This window comes from Streptomyces tubercidicus (assembly GCF_027497495.1).
GTDB lineage: Bacteria > Actinomycetota > Actinomycetes > Streptomycetales > Streptomycetaceae > Streptomyces > Streptomyces tubercidicus.
This window is the reverse complement of the sequence record NZ_CP114205.1, coordinates 4,382,005-4,398,316: the sequence shown is the minus strand read 5'-3', so window position 1 is coordinate 4,398,316 and position 16,312 is coordinate 4,382,005. Positions and strand designations below refer to the sequence as shown.

Below are 16,312 nucleotides of genomic sequence, written 5' to 3'. Positions count from 1 at the left end.
CGGAACTTCCGGCGGTCCCGGGGCCGATGGCCCGTCAACTCTTGTGGCGGTACGGCGCGTCAGCTCGCTTCGTTGTGCCGTCCGGTTCCCGCGGCGAGTTCGAACTCGGCGCGCGGGTTCTCCAGCGAGCCGAGCGAGACGATCTCGCGTTTGAACAGGCCGGCGAGGGTCCATTCGGCGAGCACCCGCGCCTTGCGGTTGAAGGTCGGCACCCGGCTGAGGTGGTAGGCGCGGTGCATGAACCATGCCGGGTAGCCCTTCAGTTTGCGCCCGTAGAGGTGCGCGACGCCCTTGTGGAGGCCGAGGGAGGCCACCGAGCCGACGTTTTTGTGCGCGTAGTCCACGATCGGGCCGCCGCGCACCGCCGCGGCGATGTTCTCGGCGAGGACCTTGGACTGGCGGACGGCGTGCTGGGCGTTGGGGGCGCACAGCACGGGTGGCTCGCCCGGTTCGGCGGGCGGCTCGGCCGTCAGATCCGGGACCGCGGCCGCGTCCCCGGCTGCCCAGGCGTGTTCGACGCCGTCCACCTGGAGCGCGGGGGTGCAGATGAGGCGGCCGTGGGCGTTCAGCGGCAGTTTGGTCGCGGCCAGGACGGGGTGCGGTTTGACGCCCGCGGTCCACACCAGGGTCCGGGTGGGGAAGCGGGAGCCGTCACTGAGCTGGGCGACATGCTTCTCGCAGGACGTCAGCCGGGTCTCCATCCGTACGTCGATATTGCGGGCCCGCAGCTCCCGTACGGCGTAGCCGCCCATCTCCGGGCCCACTTCGGGCAGGATCCGGTTCGTCGCCTCTACCAGGATCCACTTCATGTCCTCGGGCTGGATGTTGTGGTAGTAGCGGACGGCGTAGCGGGCCATGTCCTCCAGTTCGGCCAGCGCCTCCACGCCCGCGTAGCCGCCGCCGACGAAGACGAAGGTCAGGGCGGCGTCGCGGAGGGCGGGGTCGCGGGTGGAGGAGGCGATGTCGAGCTGGCCGAGGACGTGGTTGCGCAGTCCGATGGCCTCCTCGACGGTCTTGAAGCCGGTGCCGACGTCGGCCAGGCCCGGGACGGGCAGGGTGCGCGAGACCGAGCCGGGCGCGAGGACGAGTTCGTCGTACGCCACCTCGATGGCGCCGTCGCCGTCCTTCTCCGCGGCCAGGGTGGTGACGGTCGCCCGGCGCTCGTCGTGGTCGATGGCGGTGACCTCGCCGATGAGGACCCGGCACTGCGGCAGCACCCGGCGCAGCGGTACGACGACATGGCGCGGGGAGATCGAACCGGCCGCGGCCTCGGGCAGGAACGGCTGGTAGGTCATATACGGATCGGGGTCGACCACGACGACCTCGACGGTGCCCTGCCGCAGTTCCTGCTTCAGCTTCCGTTGCAGGCGCAGGGCGGTATACATCCCCACGTAGCCACCGCCGACCACGAGAATGCGCGTCACGTCTTCCGAAGACACTGTCGTCACAGAGGTTCTCCTCGCGGTGTCGGCCAGGCCCCGGGACGGCACCGGTCCGAAAGCCGGCGGACCGCGCGGCCGGCTTCGGGAGCTGCACCCCCGGGAAAGCACAGCACTGTTCCATGACGCACCTCCGGAGCGCCTTTGTCCACAGGCCCGTCGAAATGTATGACCGGGCGCCGCCCTGGGGACGGAACGCCCTATTCCGCGTATGCGGGCCGAGGTGCGCTGGTCAGGGGGTGGGTGGTGGCGGCGGAGCGGGGGCGTAATCGGGGCGGATCTGACGCCTTGGGCCGATCGGGGGGCGCATTGTGCGGAACGCCCCCTTCATTCTTGACCCGAGCTCAACTATGTTCATATCTCGTTGGGGTGCACCCTCTCGTCGGTACGCCCTGACTGTCAGGGCGGGGAGTCTCCGGGGGGAGACGTCATTACCGGGGGATCACTATGCACATTCAGGGCTCTCATTTGCCGGCCACCGTCGCGGTGGCCCACGCCGCCGACGGCGCCGGGAGCAGCAGCGAGCACCACAGACCCCAGGCCGGCGGCACCGCGGTGACCAACGGTGCCGGTACGGGGACGGGCGGCCGCAGCACGCCACTGCGGGTGGACGCCCAGCGCAATCTGGAACACGTACTGCGCGCCGCACGCGAGGTGTTCGGCGAGCTGGGGTACGGCGCGCCCATGGAGGATGTGGCGCGGCGGGCCCGCGTCGGGGTCGGCACGGTCTACCGCCGGTTCCCGAGCAAGGACGTTCTGGTCCGCCGGATAGCCGAGGAGGAGACCTCACGGCTGACGGACCAGGCGCGTACGGCGCTGGGCCAGGAGGACGACCCGTGGTCGGCGCTGTCCCGTTTCCTGCGGACGTCGGTCGCCTCGGGTGCCGGACGGCTGCTGCCGCCGGGCATTCTGCGGGTGAGCGCGGCCGCCGGGACCGGGGAGCCGGCGGCGGCCGTGGAAGGGCTCCGGATGCCGGACGGCCTGAGCGAGGCGCGGGTGCCGCAGCAGCGCACGGCGCACGGCACGGACGGGGCCGCCGACGGTCTCCGGCCGGACGGGGCCGCGCCGGGCGCCGCCGCCGAGGAGACGGCCGGGGCCGACGCGCTGTTGGAGGTCGTCGGGCGGCTCGTGGAGCGGGCCAGGGCGGCCGGTGAGCTGCGCGCCGATGTGACGGTCGCGGACATCCTGTTAGTCATCGCCACAGGGGCGCCCACACTGCCGGATCCCGGCCAGCAGCAGGCCGCGTCCGCGCGGCTGTTGGAGATTCTGCTGGAGGGGCTGCGCTCGCGCCCGGCCGGGTGAGGTCCGGCGGCCGGCTCCGTCCGATGGACCCGGCCGCCGGGTCCACGGGGCGGGGCCGGACCGCGCGGCGGTGCCGTCCGGGGACCGCTGTGCCCTCTCCGCACACGTCAGGGGCACATCCTGGTGCCGCGCAGGACAGGACCCGTACGGGGGCCGCGCCCGGTATCGGCCGTCTGCGCGGCATGGCCCGTACGGGTGAACGCCCGTGCGGTCGTCCGCGTGTGCACCCCGGATGAGTGGATGGCGGTCCTTGGCGGCAGCCACCGGCGTCCCGTATGGCACGCTTACGCGGTATTTCCATGGGCACAGCGGCTGGGAGCCTCGGCGATGGATCTTGATGGGCGGGACGGGCAGCGCGACGGCGAGGCCGGGGCGGGCGAGCAGGAGCGGACGCGGTCCGGGCAGGTCCCCGGGCAGGGCGGGCCGTTGACTTCCCCGGACGGGCCGCACGGGCGCGCCGACGTCCCTCCGGACGCGGGGCCCGGCGTGCCGTCGCAGCGGGATCCCTCCCGCGGCGCGGACCCGGCCACCGGTCCCGAGGACCGCGATCTCCCGCCGTCCGACGCCCAGTTGCTCTCCGACCTGCGGGCCGGCGACGACAGCGCGTACGAGGAGATGTACCGCAGGCACGCCCCGGCGGTCCGGCGCTACGCCCGCAGCTGCTGCCGGGACGTGCACACCGCGGAGGATCTGACCGGCGAGGTCTTCGCCCGCACGCTCCAGGCAGTGCGCGGCGGGGCGGGCCCGGAATCCGCGGTGCGCGCCTATCTGCTGACGACCGTCCGCCGGGTGGCCGCGTCCTGGGCGCAGACCGCGCGGCGGGAGCACCTGGTGGAGGACTTCGCGGTGTTCGCGGTGTCCTCGGCCGAGGCGCCGGTGGACGACGCCACCCTGGACCTGGGCGCGGATGTGCGGGCCATGCAGGAGGCCGACCGGTCGATGGCCGTGCAGGCGTTCCGCAGTCTGCCGGAGCGCTATCAGACGGTGCTGTGGCACACCACGGTCGAGGAGGAGTCGCCGAGCGAGGTCGCCCCGCTGCTCGGGCTGACCGCGAACGCCACCGCCGTATTGGCGCACCGCGCCCGCGAGGGCCTCAAGCAGGCGTATCTGCAGGCGCATGTCAGCCAGTCGCTGACCGCCGGCGGTGACTGCGCCCGGTATGCCGACCGGCTCGGCGCCTATGCCCGCGGCGGGCTGCGGGTGCGGGCCGAGCGGGGGCTGCGCAAGCATCTGGACGCCTGTCCGCGGTGCCGGCTGGCCGCGCTGGAGGTCGCGGACGTCAATCAGCGGATCCGGGCGCTGCTGCCGGTCGCGTTCATCGGCTGGTTCGCCGCCGGGTACGCCGTCAAGACGGCGGCGGCCGGTACCGCGGGGGTGGCGGCCGGTGCGGCCGCGGCCGCCGGAAGCGGGGGCTCCGGTGCGCACGGTGGCGCCGGTGCCGGCCTGGGCAAGGGGCTGGGCGGCACGGTCAAGGTCGGGATCGGGGTCGGGGTGGCGGTGGCGGCGGGCGCGACGCTGGCGCTGGCGCTGGCCGGCTCCCCGAAACCGGCGCCGGAACCGCGGGCCCAGGCGCCCCGGCCCGCCCCGTCCGCACCGCAGCGCCCGGCGCCCGGCTCGCCGCATCCCTCGCTGCCACCGGCGGGCGGCGCCGCGCCCGCCCCGAAGGCGGCCCCGGAGACGGCCCCGACGCGGAAGCCGGCCCCGGAACGCACGGCGGCCCCCCGGCAGACACCGATGTCCAAGGAGTCCGCACCGGAGCCGGCGCCCACCCCGGCGCCGCCCTCGCCCCGGCCGTCGCCCAGTAAGCCGACACCACCGAAGCCCACCCCGCCGAAGCCCACACCACCGGCGCCCACCCCGCCGCCTCCGCAGCCCACCCCGCCGCCGCAGCCCGCCCCGGCCGCCTACCGGGTCAATGCGCTCCGCTACGACTTCCTGGGCGACGGCAGCGGACCGGAGGTGCGCGCCCTGGACAGCAGCTGGATGTGGCAGCGCCAGGCACCGGAGATCGCCGGCCGGACGTATGCGCACGGGGTGAGCGTCCACGGGCAGTCCTCGGTGACCATCGACCTCAACCGACAGTGCACCGCCTATGACGCCGTGGCGGGCATGGACGATATCGGTGCGGGGCTGGGCGCGGTGCGTTTCGCCGTCTACGCGGACGGGGTGCGGCTGTGGCAGTCGGCGGTGGTGCGCGGCGGTGAGCCGGCCGTTCCGGTGCACGTCCCGCTGACGGGCCGTACGACGCTGCGGCTGGTGACCGATCCGGAGACGCCGTTCGGTACGGCCGCGCTCGCCGACTGGGCGCAGTCCACGATCAGCTGTCGCTGAGGCGCCAACGGCCCGTGCCCTGGCGGGTGCGGGCCTCCGGCCGGGGTCACCCGGCAGCGGACGCGTCCCGGCTCAGGCCAGCCGTGCCCGTGGCACCACTCCGCCCGCGACCGCCTTCTGGCGCGGCGCCCCGGCCCCCGTCCAGCACGTCCCCCGCCGGGACACCAGCCGCCGCAACCACAGCTCCGTGGAGACGAGTTCGGCCAGCCCGTCCAGGGGGAGCGCCGCGCCCTCGGCCGCCGACCGTAGTGCCCGGCGGACCACCCGCGCCTCCACCAGGCCCGCATCGGCCAGCAGCGGGGTGTCGAAGAGCCGCACCAGGTCTCCGACGGCGCCGCGCAGCCCGGCGCGCACCGCCGCCGCATGGGTGAGCTGCGAGGGGGCGCCCCATCCTGGCGGCAGGTCCCGGACTCCGGCTCCGGCCAGTACGGAGCGCAGCACCGCGGCCCGCGCCCCGGGCTGCACCCGCAGGGTGTCCGGCAGGGCGCGGCAGGCGCGTACCACCTGGTTGTCGAGGAACGGGGCGTGCAGCCGCTGGTTGCGGACCTCGGCGGCCTGCTCGAAGACGCGGTGGTCCGCGGCCTGGCGGGCCAGCGCGGCGCGGGCGCGCCGTTCGCCGGGACGGCCCACCGCGGGCGAGCGGTGCGCCGCGTCGCTGAGCCGAACCGATACTTCAGCCAGCGCCTCCCCCGTGAGCCAGCGCGCCGCGGGCCCCGGCCGGCACCAGGCGAGCGCGGCCAGTGAGGCGTCCACGGCCCCGCCGGCCACCGGCTCGTCGGCGAACTGCCGCTCCAGGAGGCCGCGCGCCGTATCGGCGATACCGGTCGCGTACGGCATACGGGCGAGCCGGCGGGCCGCGCGGTAGACGGTGAAGGGCACCAGGACGGACTGCGCCAGGGCGCCGTCCGCCTTGGCCAGCGCGGTGACCGGGCGCAGCAGATGGCGTCGGCGGCGGTCCATGAGGAGGTCGGCGAGCCGGGCCGGGTGGGCGTCGAGGACCTGGCGGGCGCCGTGTCCGACGAAGTGGTCCGCGCTGCCGGCCAGCAGCCGTCGGCGGTGGCGGCCCGCGGTGGTGAGGGAGGGGCCCGGCTCGTCCGTGAGCGGGCCGCTTCCGAGGTCCGTGTACGGGAGGGCCTCTTCGCCGGCCGCGACGACGACGTGGTGCAGCCGCGGGTTGTCGGCGAGGGTGCGGGCGCGCTCCAACTCGGCGTCGTGGCCTGCCTGGTCGCCATGGGTGGCACGGTCGTTGAAGGTGACGGCCAGGAGGCGTTCGCCGTGTCCGTTGAGCCTTCCTGGCCGTCCGGGGAGACCGGCGGCCAGCAGGGCGAGGGTTCCGGAGGCGCTTCCTCCGGAGAGGTCGGCGCCGATGCCGGGAGCCGGCGCACCGCGCGCCGCGCGCCGCTCGGCGGGTCCCATGCCGGGCACCGGGCCGGGGTCGAGGCCGTCGCGCCCGTCCGGATCGGGGGCGTGCCGGGGTCCGGCCAGCCGGGCGCGGACGGCTTCGACCAGGGCGTCGCGGACGCCGTCCACCGCCTGTTCCGGGGCGAGTTGGGGCGCGGCGACGGCGAGCGAGGCGGTCGGTTCGAAGGAGGTGATGTCCCCCGCGCCGCCGCGCAGCACCAGGGCGTGGCCGGGCGGGATCCGGCGGACGCCTTCGTAGGGCGTGCCGGCGCCGAGCGCCTCGGGGATGTCCGGGCAGGCCAGCAGCGCGGCGAGGTGGCCGATGTCCAGACCGGCCTCGACGAGGTCGGCGAGCGGGAGGGCGGCGGTGGCGTAGGCGGTGCCGCCGGCCCAGGGGGTGTGGAAAACGGGACGGGCGCCGGCAAGGTCGCCGGTGACGGTGATCCGCCGCCCCACCTGGACCACGGCGGTGTAACTGCCGGGCCAGGCTGTGAGATGACGCAGTGCGCCGCCGCGCGCCGCGTACAGGCCCACCTTCAGCTGGTCGTCGGTGGCGCCGCAGACGCCGAAGACCGCGAGCCGGGTTTCGGGGTCGGCCTGCACGACGCGGATCTCGTCCGGCCGCCAGTCGCCGACCGCCCAGAGGGGATCCGGGCCGTCCCAGAGGAGCTGGGCGCCCACGGGGAGGACCGCGGGGCTCTCGTGGCCCGCGGGCCCCGTGACGGCACTGCTCCACCCCACCAGCCAGCGCATCGCCGCCTCCACCCGATTCCCCGTGCGCCGGGGCCAACGGCCGCCCCGTCAGCGGACCGCCCGGCCGTCACCGAGCTGTTGTGCGGACCATGCTGCCATGACAGCGGCGCGGGAGAGGCGGTGGAGCGGGGCTGTATACGGGCAGTTCGCGGGGCGGGCGGGCACAAGGGGCCGCCGGGGGCGGCACACCCGCACGCCGGGGGCGGCGCGCCGCCGCACTCGCCGGGCGCGGGCACGCCGCCGCATCGGCCCCGGAAGGCCCCCCGTGTGGCCCCCGAGGCGGCTCCGTGCGCGCGGCGGCGGCGCGAAAGCATCACCCGTCACTTTTCGGCCAAACTCCGTGCCATACAACCCAGTTGACGCCTTCGGGCACGGCGTCGGCCGACGGCCGGACCGGTCGGCGGCCCGTCGGCGGCCGGTACTCGCGACGGTCCGGGAGGCGGGCTGCGCCCCCCGGACCGGACCGTCACCCGCGGGGAATTGAGGTGACGGTATCCCCCAGCCCACTGGATCCAGTGCAGCGGGCCGACCCACGCAGAAGCCATGGAAGCGCCCACGAAAGCGGGCGGCCAGCGCGCACGGACGGGCGCACGGGCACACGTACCCGGAGCACATGCCAATTCCCGCACCCCTGTTTGAACACGAATCTCGCCATCCGGGACACCGACTCTTAACGGTCGGGATCCGGCGAACTACTCTGGGTGGACGCATGCCCCGGGGTACCGGGGCGGCCGTCGCTGTGTCGAGGGGTGCGCAATGTCCAGGGATATACGCGGGCCGAACGAAAAGCTTGGCACCGTTCTCGCCCTCGCGGGTATCAGCAATGCCGGACTGGCGCGCCGGGTCAACGACCTCGGTGCGCAGCGCGGACTGACGCTTCGTTATGACAAGACGTCGGTGGCGCGGTGGGTCTCCAAGGGCATGGTGCCCCAGGGCGCCGCGCCCCATCTGATCGCGTCCGCGATCGGCAGCAAACTCGGCCGTCCGGTCCCGCTGCACGAGATCGGGCTGGCCGACGCGGACCCGGCACCCGAGGTCGGCCTGGCCTTTCCCCGCGATGTGGGCGCCGCGGTGCGTTCCGCGACCGAGCTCTACCGTCTCGATCTGGCCGGACGGCGGGCCGGCGGTGGCGGCATCTGGCAGAGCCTGGCCGGATCCTTCGCCGTCAGCGCGTACGCCACCCCCGCTTCGCGCTGGCTGATATCCCCGGCCGACAGTTCGGTGGCGCGGGAGGCGGCCGAGGCCCGGGACAAGGACGCCGCGGCGGCCGGCGACGCCGGGATTCCGCAGCACGTCGGCCACAGCGATGTCAGCAAACTGCGGGAGGCGGCCGAGGACGCGCGCCGCTGGGACTCCAAGTACGGCGGCGGGGACTGGCGTTCGTCCATGGTGCCGGAGTGCCTCCGGGTGGACGCGGCCCCGTTGCTTCTCGCCTCGTACAGCGACGAGGTCGGCCGGGCGCTCTTCGGAGCCACCTCCGAACTCACCCGGCTCGCGGGGTGGATGGCCTTCGACACGGGCCAGCAGGAGGCCGCACAGCGGTACTACATCCAGGCGCTGCGGCTCGCCCGCGCGGCCGCCGACGTCCCGTTGGGCGGCTATGTCCTCGCCTCGATGTCCCTGCAGGCGACCTACCGCGGCTTCGCCGACGAGGGCGTCGATCTCGCCCAGGCCGCCCTGGAACGCAACCGCGGACTGGCCACGGCCCGGACCATGAGCTTCTTCCGCCTGGTCGAGGCGCGGGCGCAGGCCAAGGCGGGCGAGGCGCGCGCCTGTGAGGTGGCGCTGAAGGCCTCCGAGGGCTGGCTGGAGCGCTCCCGGGGCGGCGACCCCGACCCCTCGTGGCTGGACTTCTACTCGTACGAGCGCTTCGCGGCCGACGCCGCCGAGTGCTACCGCGATCTGCGGCTGCCGCGTCAGGTCCGCCGCTTCACGGAGCAGGCGCTGTCCCGGCCCACCGAGGAGTTCGTCCGCTCGCACGGTCTGCGCCTCGTCGTCTCCGCGGTCGCCGAACTGGAGTCCGGCAATCTGGACGCGGCCTGCGCGGCGGGCACCCGCGCGGTCGAGGTGGCCGGACGGATCTCCTCCGCCCGCACCACCGAGTACGTCCGCGATCTGCTGCACCGCCTGGAGCCGTACGGTGACGAGCCCCGGGTGGTCGAGCTGCGGGAGCGGGCGAGACCGCTGCTGGCGGCGCCGGCTTAGGGGCGGGGCCAGGCCGGGTGGCGGGGCGGACCGGGGCGGGCGGGCTGCCCGGCCGCGCGGGTCCGCTCCCGGGCCGGCCGGCCGCGGCCCGGACTGGCCTGGAGCAGGCCGCTCGGAGCCCGTCCGCTCGGCATTGTCAGTGCCGGCCGTCATGATGGGATACGTCGTCGGCGATGATGCGCAGGTCCGTGGCGACGGGTCGGCCTGCGGTCATGCGGTTGGGGAGGTGCAGTGGCGGCGTACGACTGCGAGGTGCTGGTGATCGGTGCCGGCATCGTCGGACTCTCTACGGCGTACGCGATCACGCGTGCCGCGCCCGGTACGCGCGTGGTGGTCCTGGAGAAGGAGTCCGGTCCGGCCCGCCATCAGACCGGGCGCAACAGCGGCGTGATCCACAGCGGCATCTATTACCCGCCCGGTTCGCTCAAGGCCCGTTTCGCCCTCCAGGGCGCGGCGGAGATGGTGAAGTTCTGCACCGAGCACGACATTCCGCACGAGGTCACGGGCAAGCTGATCGTCGCCACCGACCGCAGTGAGCTGCCGCGGCTGCACGGCCTGATCCAGCGCGGCCGGGAGCACGGCCTGCCGGTGCGCGAGCTGGGCCCGGCCCAGATAGCGGAGTACGAGCCCGAGGTGCGCGGCCTGGCCGCCATCCATGTCGGCACGACCGGCGTCTGCGATTTCGGCGCGGTCGCCCGCCGCTTCGCCCGCCTCGCCGAGGACGCCGGTGCCCGGATCCGGTACGGCTCCGAGGTGACCGCCATCGGCCGCCGCCCCGGCCGGGTGGCGGTCCGTACGGCCGACGGCACGGTCCACCGCGCCCGCGCCCTGGTCAACTGCGCCGGTCTGCACTGCGACCGGATCGCCCGGCTGGCCGGTGACGCCCCGGGCATGCGGATCGTCCCGTTCCGCGGCGAGTACTTCACCCTCGCCCCGGACCGCGCCTCCCTGGTCAACGGCCTGGTCTACCCGGTCCCCGACCCGGCCTTCCCGTTCCTGGGCGTCCATCTGACCCGCGGCATCGACGGCGCCGTGCACATCGGCCCGAACGCCGTCCCCGCCCTGGCCCGCGAGGGCTACGACTGGCGCACCCTGCACCCCGCCGAGCTGGCCGGCACCCTCGCCTACCCCGGCTCCTGGCGGATAGCCCGCCGCCACTGGCGCTACGGCGCCGGCGAACTGCACCGCTCGCTGTCCCGGCGCGCCTTCGCCGACGCGGTCCGCCGCCTGCTCCCGGCCGCCCGCGAGGAGGACCTGCTCCCGTCTCCGGCCGGTGTCCGCGCCCAGGCCGTCCTCCCCGACGGCACCCTCGTCGACGACTTCCTCTTCGCCGACTCCCCCGGCATGATCCACGTCCTCAACGCCCCCTCCCCCGCCGCCACGGCCTCACTGCCCATCGGGCGGGAGGTGGCGCGGAGGGTGTTGGGGGTGCTGGGCACGGGGCGCGCATAACGCAAGCGGCTCCCGGCCTTCCGCGCGTACCGGAGAACCGGAGAGCGGAGGGCCGGGAGCCGGGAGAGCCGGTGCGCCGGGAGAGCCGGTGCGCCGGGAGAGCCGGTGCGCCGGGAGAGCCGGTGCGCCGGGAGAGCCGGTGCGCCGGGTCCTTCAGCTGACGGGTGCCTTGAACGCCTGAATGCTCGACTTGTCGCCGTTGATCCCCTCGCCCTGGAGGAAGAGCGTGTTGGTGTGCCCGTCCCAGGCCAGCGACATGAGGTCCGGGGAACCCAGCGCGTGCTTCGGGTCGTAGACGGTGCCCAGCACCTTCTCCTTGCCGTCACGCAGACCGAGCGACACCAGCACCGGGTCCTGGCCGTGGGCACCGGTGGCAGGCGCGTCGGTCAGCGCGATCAGCCCTTCGGTGTCCAGCGCGGCCGGTGCCGAGGCCGACTTCTTCCACAGCAGCTTCCCGGTCTTCAGGTCCAGGGCCGCCATGCCGCCCGAACCGTAGCCGGACACCAGCACCTGCTCGTCCTCGTCGACGAAGGTGTCGCGGGGCTTGAGGCTCAGGTCCTTCAGTTCGCCTTCCAGCTTGAACGTCTCGTCCAGGTCCCCGTCCTCGGTGAAGGTGGAGAGCGAACCTTCGGCGTCGATCGTGTTGGCGGCGGCGCTCATGCGGATCGTCAGGGGCCGGTCGGACAGAATCTGCCCGACCGCCCGGCCCTCGCCCGAGACCGTCGAATGGATGCCGCTGTACTCCAGGTCCTGGAGGGCCAGTTGCTTCTTCGGCTTCGCGTCGGAGCAGTCACTGCCCACGGCCCGGTACTGCGGGCTCAGCCCCACCGTGGTGGTGCAGTCGTGGCCGCGCGCGGTCAGCTCCCAGACCTTCGCGCCCCCGGTGATGGTGAAACCGGCGTATGTGTCCCCGATCGCGACGGCGACGACCTTCGAGTTCACCACCATCTGCGGGCTGTCCTCGGTGCTGCCGCCCTTGAGGTTCTTCGACCAGAGCGTGCGTCCGGTGTCCGTGTCCACGACGGAGAGGAAGGAGCAGTCGTCGCCGCCCGCGTCGAAGACCACGGCGCCGACCCCGTCCTCGCTCGGCTCCTTGGACATGGCGCAGACCTCGCCCGCACCCTTGGGCGTCTTGACCGTCCACTGCTTCTTGCCGGTCTTACGGTTGAAGGCCCGTACGCCGCCGCCGTCCCCGAAGACGACGTCGTCGTTGTTGAACCACATGGAGCGCAGACCGTTCTCGTCCTGCCCCTCGCGCTCGGAGACGGGTGACTTCGCCTCCCACAGCCGCGGGATGGCGTTCGCGGGCCGGTCCGAGGCCGTATCGGCGGAGTCATCCGACGTGAAGAGGAAGTACCCGCCGACACCGGCGCCGATCAGCACGACCATCACGATCGCCAGGATGAGCGGCACGGGAGCCCCGCTGCGCGGCGGACCGGGGGGCTGCCCCGGCCCGCCGGGGAACGGTGCCGCCGTGGGCCCGCCGGGGAACGGCGGCTGCCCGGGGAACTGCCCGGGTGCCTGGCCCTGCTGCGCGTACGGAGGAGGCGGCTGCTGACCTCCCGGCGGCGGGGGCGCGTAGCCCTGCTGGGGCGGCGCCGCCTGGGGCTGCCCCGCGTGCGGTGGGAAGTGCGGCGCTCCCGGGGCGGGCTGTCCCTGCGGCTGGTACCCGGGCGCTCCCATATACGGGCCGGGCTGGCCCTGCGGCGGGGCGGGCGGCGGAGGGACCTGGCCCGGGGCGGTCGGCGGAGGGGCTTGCCCCGGGGCGGGCGGACCGGCCGACGGACCGGCAGGGGGACCGGCCGGCGGCATCCCGGCGCCTCCCTGGCCCGCCGGAGGCGGCCCCTGTGGATACTCGGCGCTTCCCTGGCCACCCTGCGACACGATGAACAGCCCCCCGGTTTGTTTTTTTCAGACGTCGACCCCGCATCGTATGCACGCGGCAACTCACCGCGCCAACCCCCGTTTCACCGGGGTTTTCGCCCCCTCCGCCCCGCCATCGCCTGGGAAGTCGGGGTTCGCCGCCGGCCCGCCCGGCCCCTCGTCCTGCCCCCGTAGAATCGACCCACTGTGTCCGAGAACCACGCCACCCCCGCATCCGACGCCCGCGCATCCGACGCCCCCGAAGCGAGCGCCCCGGAGGCCGACGCTCCGGCAGCCGCGAGCCAGACGTCCGCCGCTCAGGAAGCCCCCGCTCTCGGGGCCACCGCCGTCTCGGCCGCCACCCCCCGGCGCGGCGAGCCCATGTTCCCCGACGGGACGGGCCCCGCGGCCGACCCGGCGGGGTCCCATCACGAGCGGCGGATCCGCTCCTTCCAGCCCCGCCGCAGCCGGGTCTCGCCCAGCCAGGCCGATGCGCTGCGCCGCCGGTGGGCGACCTGGGGACTGGACATCGACGGGCTCTCCCGTATCGATCTCGACGCCTTCTTCGACGGGCGGCCGGTCGTCCTGGAGATCGGCTTCGGCATGGGTGAGGCCACGGCACAGATGGCCGCCGCCGACCCGGACACCGGCATCCTCGCCTGCGATGTGCACACCCCCGGGCAGGGCAATCTGCTCGGTCTCGCGGAGCGGAACGGTCTGTCCAACATCCGGGTGGCCAACGGCGACGCGATCATCCTGCTGCGCGAGATGCTGGCCCCCGCCTCCCTCGCCGGCCTGCGCGTCTACTTCCCCGACCCCTGGCCGAAGAAGCGCCACCACAAGCGGCGCCTCATCCAGCCGGAGTTCATCGCGCTGGCCGCCACCCGGCTCGCGCCCGGCGCCCTGGTCCACTGTGCGACCGACTGGGAGCCGTACGCCGAGCAGATGCTGGAGGTGCTCTCCGCCGAGCCGACGCTGGAGAACCTCCACCCCGGCTTCGCGCCCCGCCCGGATTTCCGGCCCCTCACCAAGTTCGAGGGCCAGGGCCTGGACAAGGGGCATATCGTCCACGACCTCCTCTTCCGCCGCCGCGACACGGAGGCCGAACCCCCTCGCTAGGGTCGATGGGTGTACCCGTCCCAGCCGCCCCCGCACCCGCCCCACGCGCCCGCCCCTCCCCCGTACACACAGCACATACCGCACACCCCGCACACCCCGCATACCCCGCACCCGTACGAGCCCGCCGCCGCGCATACGCACCACCGGACGGCGCCATGGCGCAGCACCACCCTCCGTGCGGTCGCCCTGGTGTCGCTGCTGGCGCTCTCCGGCGTGGTCATCATCGGCATGGTCCGCCAGCAGACCGGCACCGAGGGCTTCCTGGTCGGCCTGGGGCTGGCCGTCTTCCCGGTACCGCTTCTGGTGGCGGCGTTCTGCTGGCTCGACCGTGTCGAACCCGAGCCCTGGCGCAACCTCGCGTTCGCCTTCACCTGGGGCGCCTGCGCCGCCACCCTGGTCGCACTCCTGGCCAACGGCTTCGCGACGGACTGGCTGGCCGCCAACATCGCCTCCACCTCACCCTCCGAGGCCGAGGCATGGGGCGCCACGGTGATCGCCCCGGTCGTCGAGGAGGTGGTCAAGGCCGCCGCCGTGCTCTTCCTGTACCGCTTCCGGCGGCGCGACTTCGACGGCATCACGGACGGCATCGTCATCGCCGGCATCACGGCCACCGGTTTCGCCTTCACCGAGAACGTGCTCTACCTGGGCAACGCCTTCGGCGAGGACCAGTCCCTGGGCCACTCCGGCCTGGACTCCCTCACCGCCGGCACCTTCTTCCTCCGCATCATCGTCTCCCCCTTCGCCCACCCCCTCTTCACCATCCTCACCGGCCTCGCGTTCGGCATCACCGCCACCCGCTACCCCCACCGCCGCGCCGCCCGCCGCGCACTCGCCCTCCTCGGCCTGCTCACCGCCGTCCTCCTGCACGCCATCTGGAACGGCGCCTCCTCCCTGGGCGACCTCGGCTTCCTCATCGTCTACGGGCTCTTCATGGTCCCCGTCCTCATCGTCCTGACCTGGCTGGCCATCTGGGCCCGCAACCAGGAACTGCTCTCCCTGCGCGGCTACCTCGCCCCCTACATCACCGCCGGCTGGCTCGCCCCCGCCGAACCCACCGCCCTCTCCTCCCTCAAAACCCGCGCCCTGGCCCGCGACCTGGCCCGCCGCACCCAGGGCCCCGCCGCCGCCCGCGCCGTCACCGAATACACCACCCTCGCCACCGCCCTCTCCTTCCACCGCCGCCGCGCCCACCTCATGGGCCCCACCCCCGACTTCACCAGCCACGAACGGCATCTACTGGAGCATCTGCGGGAGTATCAGGCTTGGGGGCGGGCGGCATTGGTGCATGCGTGGGGGGTGCGGGAGGAGCGGTAGGGCCTGCCGAGCGCGTAGCCGTACGGGCCTCAGCGGGCCGTCCTACTCGGTGAATCGCTCAGCCCAGCGCGCGCGGTGCTGACGCACGCAGTCCACTTTGACCTGGTGTTCCTTGGCTATGGTCAGGGCCCCTACGAATCGCTGCGTGAGGCCATCAAACACATCGAGATCATCACTGAGCTGAAGCGCTCCTCGATCAAAGAGGGCATGGCAGTTCGCACAGAGACAGAGGACATTCCACAGTTCATCCGGGCCACCGTGGGGTTTGCCCAGTGCATGGATATGAGCCGCTTCGCTATACGCCTCGCCACCGGGCGACACCACCAGTCGGCAATCACAGATCTGACAGGTGTTGTCGTAGATCTCCTTCACCCGCCGGACCACCTTGGAGTCACGGATCAGCCGCTCGTACGCGACGATTCGACGCAACTGCTCTTCGGTGGTGGTGTCCGCACCCTCCCCCGGCGAGACAGGGTGCGGCCTTGCCGACTCGCCCGGGGCCAACTTGAGCAGCCTGAACTGACAGATGCGGAAACCTTCCTTCCCGACTGTCGTCCAGTGCTCTGCGACGCGAAACAGCCCGCAGTACTCATAGCCCCCCGTCGCACGGGGTCGCTTCTTTCCTCGAATTTTTAGACCGCGTACCACTCGCACCGGGTGCCCCAGTGCCTCATTGAGCAGCAAGCCGGCATTACCCGGCAGCGCCAGGGATTGGTCTGCGTAGAGGCGACCGGTATCCCTGTCGCGACCGCCCTCACCCGTGTAGATGATCTCTTGCTCGCCGTACTCATCGTCGATATACCCGCCGGAGAGAACGATGGAATCGACGCCCTCGTGCGCGGTGCCAGAGATGCCCTGGCCAGACCGACGATGGACACCGGCCGCGTGTAACTCTGTGTGTCCCGCGAACCACTGCCCCTCCTCGACGTCCTGCGGAGGGCCAAAACGGACTGGGTTGGATGACCGCGCCTTCGCCATAGCCGAATCCTGTCAACTCATCGCCTTCCATGGCGCGCGCCTCCAGGGGGTGTGGTCAGCACCACACCCCCTGAAGGGCTGCCTAGAAGGTTCGGCTAGACGCTCAGACCTTCAGCGGCTCATCCGTCATACGGACACACCTGCGCTATTCAGCT

The 16,312-nt window shown here is 73.4% G+C and carries 10 protein-coding genes; 6 read left to right on the top strand and 4 right to left on the bottom strand.

The window, feature by feature from the left end; translation table 11 throughout:
• Positions 1 to 59 precede the first annotated feature (59 nt).
• The gene (locus STRTU_RS19135) at positions 60 to 1,385 is read right to left on the bottom strand and encodes an NAD(P)/FAD-dependent oxidoreductase (protein WP_246241423.1); all 1,326 of its coding nucleotides are present in this window, start codon (positions 1,383 to 1,385) and stop codon (positions 60 to 62) included.
• Between the two features lie 501 nt (positions 1,386 to 1,886).
• Here STRTU_RS19135 and STRTU_RS19130 point away from each other — a divergent pair.
• Together STRTU_RS19130 and STRTU_RS19125 are read left to right on the top strand one after the other, a co-directional pair.
• The gene (locus STRTU_RS19130; protein ID WP_159744745.1) at positions 1,887 to 2,741 is read left to right on the top strand and encodes a TetR/AcrR family transcriptional regulator; all 855 of its coding nucleotides are present in this window, start codon (positions 1,887 to 1,889) and stop codon (positions 2,739 to 2,741) included.
• 327 nt (positions 2,742 to 3,068) lie between these two features.
• A complete protein-coding gene (locus tag STRTU_RS19125; RefSeq protein WP_159744744.1) occupies positions 3,069 to 5,072 on the top strand; it encodes a sigma-70 family RNA polymerase sigma factor in 2,004 nt (667 codons plus the stop codon).
• A 72-nt stretch (positions 5,073 to 5,144) separates the two neighbouring features.
• On the opposite strand, the gene STRTU_RS19120 is transcribed toward STRTU_RS19125, so the two are convergent.
• Positions 5,145 to 7,226: an asparagine synthase-related protein gene (locus STRTU_RS19120; protein WP_159744743.1), complete on the bottom strand. Its 2,082-nt coding sequence runs from the start codon at positions 7,224 to 7,226 to the stop codon at positions 5,145 to 5,147.
• 756 nt (positions 7,227 to 7,982) lie between these two features.
• Between STRTU_RS19120 and STRTU_RS19115 the strand changes: the two genes are divergently transcribed.
• Both STRTU_RS19115 and lhgO read left to right on the top strand, forming a co-directional pair.
• Complete coding sequence (locus STRTU_RS19115; protein ID WP_018092687.1) at positions 7,983 to 9,431, top strand: NsdA family TPR-like regulatory protein; 1,449 nt, start codon at positions 7,983 to 7,985, stop codon at positions 9,429 to 9,431.
• 231 nt (positions 9,432 to 9,662) lie between these two features.
• On the top strand, positions 9,663 to 10,883 hold the full coding sequence (lhgO, locus tag STRTU_RS19110) for an L-2-hydroxyglutarate oxidase (protein WP_159744742.1): 1,221 nt from the start codon (positions 9,663 to 9,665) through the stop codon (positions 10,881 to 10,883).
• A gap of 153 nt (positions 10,884 to 11,036) precedes the next feature.
• Here lhgO and STRTU_RS19105 read toward each other — a convergent pair whose 3' ends face one another.
• Positions 11,037 to 12,296: an outer membrane protein assembly factor BamB family protein gene (locus STRTU_RS19105; protein WP_159744741.1), complete on the bottom strand. Its 1,260-nt coding sequence runs from the start codon at positions 12,294 to 12,296 to the stop codon at positions 11,037 to 11,039.
• A 657-nt stretch (positions 12,297 to 12,953) separates the two neighbouring features.
• Between STRTU_RS19105 and trmB the strand changes: the two genes are divergently transcribed.
• On the top strand, positions 12,954 to 13,865 hold the full coding sequence (gene trmB / locus STRTU_RS19100) for a tRNA (guanosine(46)-N7)-methyltransferase TrmB (protein WP_159744740.1): 912 nt from the start codon (positions 12,954 to 12,956) through the stop codon (positions 13,863 to 13,865).
• A 9-nt stretch (positions 13,866 to 13,874) separates the two neighbouring features.
• Positions 13,875 to 15,179, top strand: a complete 1,305-nt coding sequence (locus STRTU_RS19095) for a PrsW family intramembrane metalloprotease (RefSeq protein WP_159744739.1) — start codon at positions 13,875 to 13,877, stop codon at positions 15,177 to 15,179.
• A 42-nt stretch (positions 15,180 to 15,221) separates the two neighbouring features.
• On the opposite strand, the gene STRTU_RS19090 is transcribed toward STRTU_RS19095, so the two are convergent.
• Complete coding sequence (locus tag STRTU_RS19090) at positions 15,222 to 16,157, bottom strand: YDG/SRA domain-containing protein (RefSeq protein ID WP_159744738.1); 936 nt, start codon at positions 16,155 to 16,157, stop codon at positions 15,222 to 15,224.
• Positions 16,158 to 16,312: the final 155 nt, after the last annotated feature.

Coding starts and splice junctions, on each gene's coding strand:
- STRTU_RS19125 (WP_159744744.1), top strand. CDS start 3,069: ATGGATCTTGATGGGCGGGACGGGCAGCGCGACGGCGAGGCCGGGGCG.
- STRTU_RS19120 (WP_159744743.1), bottom strand. CDS start 7,226: ATGCGCTGGCTGGTGGGGTGGAGCAGTGCCGTCACGGGGCCCGCGGGC.
- STRTU_RS19130 (WP_159744745.1), top strand. CDS start 1,887: ATGCACATTCAGGGCTCTCATTTGCCGGCCACCGTCGCGGTGGCCCAC.
- STRTU_RS19115 (WP_018092687.1), top strand. CDS start 7,983: ATGTCCAGGGATATACGCGGGCCGAACGAAAAGCTTGGCACCGTTCTC.
- STRTU_RS19090 (WP_159744738.1), bottom strand. CDS start 16,157: ATGGCGAAGGCGCGGTCATCCAACCCAGTCCGTTTTGGCCCTCCGCAG.
- STRTU_RS19135 (WP_246241423.1), bottom strand. CDS start 1,385: ATGTATACCGCCCTGCGCCTGCAACGGAAGCTGAAGCAGGAACTGCGG.